The organism is Flavobacterium sp. (genome assembly GCF_035760125.1).
Lineage (GTDB): Bacteria > Bacteroidota > Bacteroidia > Flavobacteriales > Flavobacteriaceae > Flavobacterium.
Genome location: NZ_DASTTN010000121.1, coordinates 1 through 3,831, shown reverse-complemented (window position 1 = coordinate 3,831; position 3,831 = coordinate 1). Strand labels below are relative to the sequence as shown.

General features: G+C 33.2%; 2 protein-coding genes and 1 pseudogene. All 3 read left to right on the top strand.

Going from position 1 to position 3,831, the window contains the following annotated elements:
- Window positions 1–1,670 (top strand): alpha-1,4-glucan--maltose-1-phosphate maltosyltransferase (locus tag VFS71_RS04830; protein ID WP_326399704.1); only part of this gene is annotated, 1,670 nt, incomplete at its 5' end.
- Window positions 1,670–3,295, top strand: coding sequence for a maltokinase N-terminal cap-like domain-containing protein (locus VFS71_RS04825; protein WP_326399703.1), 1,626 nt, complete (start codon window positions 1,670–1,672; stop codon window positions 3,293–3,295). The genes VFS71_RS04830 and VFS71_RS04825, both read left to right, overlap by 1 nt.
- Window positions 3,296–3,341: 46 nt before the next feature.
- A pseudogene (locus VFS71_RS04820) lies at window positions 3,342–3,831 on the top strand (1,4-alpha-glucan branching enzyme); the annotation flags it as partial.

Here is a 3,831-nt window from a genome sequence, read left to right as displayed (position 1 = left end):
AAGGATGGGTGGATTACGCATTGAACTGGCAACATGGTACAGAGCGAAAAATTAATGATAATCAATATGTAAAATCAGAATTGCTGGAAGGTGCAGAATATGTTCGAGCCATTCTTAATACTGTAGATGCTTCTGAAAATGAATATCTCAACCGACTAATTCATTATTTTACAACAGAATCTGAATACGACAATGCTGTACGAGAAACCAAATCAGAAGAATTGATTCGAATTTTCAAAAAATACCCAATACGTTTTTTAGAAAATAAATCGATAGATTTAGAAATATATGTAGATCGAAAAAAAGCACTATTCAGTACTTGGTATGAATTTTTCCCTCGTTCTGCGTCATCAGAAGATGGTAAGCACGGTACATTTAAAGATTGCGAAAGATTGCTTCCCAGAGTTGCGGAGATGGGGTTTGACACCCTTTATTTTCCTCCAATTCATCCAATTGGTGAAGTTAATCGAAAAGGTAAAAATAATTCCACAAATGCCGAATATGGTGATGTTGGTTCTCCTTGGGGAATTGGTTCTCATCACGGTGGGCACAAATCTACTCATCCCGAATTAGGATCCATAGAAGATTTTAAAGAATTAGTAAAAAAAGCTCAAGATTTAGGTATCGAAGTAGCTATGGATTATGCTTTACAAGCCGCTCCGGATCATCCTTATGTAAAAGATTTTCCACAATGGTTCAAATGGAGACCTGATGGAACAGTTCAATACGCCGAAAACCCTCCAAAAAAATACCAAGATATTCAACCTATTTATTTTGAAAGCTCCGACTGGAAAAATCTTTGGAAAGAACTATTAGATGTTGCATTGTTTTGGATTGAAGAATGTAATATTAAAATCTATAGAGTTGACAATCCACATACAAAACCTTTTTATTTTTGGGGTTGGTTAATTGCTGAAATCAAAAAGAAGCATCCTGATGTTTTGTTTTTGGCAGAAGCTTTTACACGTCCGAAAATAATGAACGAATTGGCTAAACAAGGTTTCAGTCAATCGTACACTTATTTTACATGGAGAAATTCAAAAAAAGAATTAACCGAATATGTGGAAGAATTAACTAAAACAGAACAAAAAGAATTTTACAGACCTAATTTTTGGCCCAATACGCCGGACATTAATCCTTTTGCTTTACAAAATGGAAATGAATCTGTGCATTTGCAAAAATACTTTCTGGCAGCAACCTTAAGTTCTAATGTTGGAATTTACGGTCCCGTTTTTGAATACATGATTAGCACTCCAATGGCTCCAGGAAAAGAAGAATATCTGGATTCTGAAAAATACCAATGCTACAAATGGGACTGGACTATTCAAAACAAACTCACGACCTTAATTACAAGAATCAATGCCATTCGAAAAGAACAAATTTCATTGCAACAAACCAATAATATTGTCTTTTGCGAGACCAATAATGATCAAGTAATTGCATATTATAAATTTGATGATGATAAACAGAATGAAACGCTGATGATTGTCAGTTTAGATGCATTTCATACCGGTAGAGCAATGGTTAAATTGCCATTAGACAAAATTGGAACTCAACAAATTAGCGTTAGCGATTTGATTACGGGAAATACCTATTCATGGGATAATGAATGGAATTATGTGGAACTTCCTCCAGAATTACCTTTTCATCTATTTAAAATTCAGAAATAATGGTTGATAAAATTAACGAAGCCGAATATAAAAATCCACTTGTATTTCATACAGATTGGGAAAATGCTTTTGAAGATGAAAGTTTTATTAAAATTTTTGCTTCGGATATTTTAGAAAATTACATTATCAATAAAAGATGGTACGGCGGTAAAGCCAGTACCTTAAAATATATTGAGATTGTACATTCTTTCAAAATTACTTCAAATGATAATACTTATTACGGCGTTTTATTAGAAGTTAATTTTAAAGAAGCTTTTTATCAACATTATTTTATGCCATTGGCTTTTATGTCTGAAGAAGATTTAGATACCAACACTATTATTGCTCCTGTAGTTATGAATGAGCAAGAAGGATATCTTGTCGATGCATTACACCAGGAAGATTTTAGAAAATTACTTTTCGAAAAAATCATTCATTCCAAAAAAGATGAAGCATCAAAAGTAACCTTTCATAAAGGAAAAAAAATGCATTCCAAAGAATACATTTCGTCGCATTTCATGGGAGTGGAACAAAGCAATACTTCCATAGTGTATAATGACAATTTGGTTCTAAAAATTTTCAGAAGAATTTATATCAGCATGAACCCTGATTATGAAATTAGTCGTTTCCTTACTGAAAGAATGAATTTCAAACATTCTCCGGCCTATACAGGAAGTATTAGCATAGTGTCATCCGAAGGAAACATTACACTTGGATTAATGCAAGAATTAGTTCCTAATCAAGGAGATGCCTGGAAATATATGCTGGAAGAAGTAGATCGAATTTTTGAGAATTTAAATACCAAAAAAATTTCTATCAGTAAACTTCCTGAAATAGAATTATTTAAGAGATTAAAATTAAATGATGTCCCCCACGAAATTATTGATTGGGCTGGATTAAGCGTTTTCTTAAAAATTCAAACTTTGGCTACCCGAACAGCCGAAATGCACATAGCGTTAGGTAGCGATATCCATGAAACGGCTTTTACACCGCTTACTTATAATGGAGATTATTCAGTTTGGTTAAAAAATAGATTAACCTATCAGTTTCAGAATCGCTTGAATATTTTAGAAAACAATTTACATAAATTGGATGGTTTAGAATTAGAGTTAGCTAATAAATTTTTGGATCATAAAAAAGAAATTAGAAAAGTTTTTCTTGATTTCGACTGGACACAAATGAAATCGGAGCGCATTCGAATTCATGGGGATTATCATTTAGGTCAAGTTTTAGTAAATGGCGACGATTTTTGTATCCTTGATTTTGAAGGAGAACCTGAAAGCACTATTCGAGATCGAAAAGTAAAACAGCCTCCATTGAAAGATGTTGCAGGAATGTTCCGCTCTTTTCATTATGCGATTTATGCCACTATATTCAATAGTAACGATAAATATCCATACGAACAAGACGAACTTTTTCAGGCAAGTGAAATTTTATATAAATATTTTGTAGGCGTTTTTCTGAATACCTACACGGAAGTGGCTCAAGCAGGCAATCTGAATATTGGATATCAAAAAGAAATTGATTTTTTATTAAGATATTGTCTTCTGGAAAAAGCTATCTATGAATTGGGTTATGAATTAAATTCTAGACCTAGATGGTCTGTGATTCCTTTGAGAGGAATTGCTAGTATAATGAGTTTTTAAAAAAAATTAGTTGATTACAATTTCAACAAAAAAATAAAATACAAAAATGAACAAAGTACAAACCCATTCGCTTTTTACAGATTTTGACATTGATTTATTCAAAGCAGGAAAACACTATAGACTTTACGAAAAATTAGGGGCACATCTTATTGAAGTTGATGGAGTAAAAGGTGTTTATTTCGCTGTATGGGCTCCATCAGCAAGAACAGTTTCAGTCATTGGTGACTTCAATTACTGGATTCAAGGGGAACATGCATTGCAGGTGCGTTGGGATTCATCAGGGATTTGGGAAGGATTTATTCCCGGAATAGAACAAGGAACTACCTATAAATATAAAATACAATCCAACAACGGTGGTATCATTACCGAAAAAGCAGATCCATTCGCTTTCTATTGCGAAAAGCCACCTCATACCGCTTCGGTTATTTGGGATCTTGATTATAAGTGGAAAGACAAAAAATGGATGCAAACCCGTAAAGAACATAATGATTTGGACAAACCGTATTCGGTATATGAAGTTCATTTAGGTTCATGGA

Excerpts from the sequence above, each read along its gene's own strand:
- VFS71_RS04825 (WP_326399703.1), top strand. The coding sequence starts at position 1,670 with ATGGTTGATAAAATTAACGAAGCCGAATATAAAAATCCACTTGTATTT.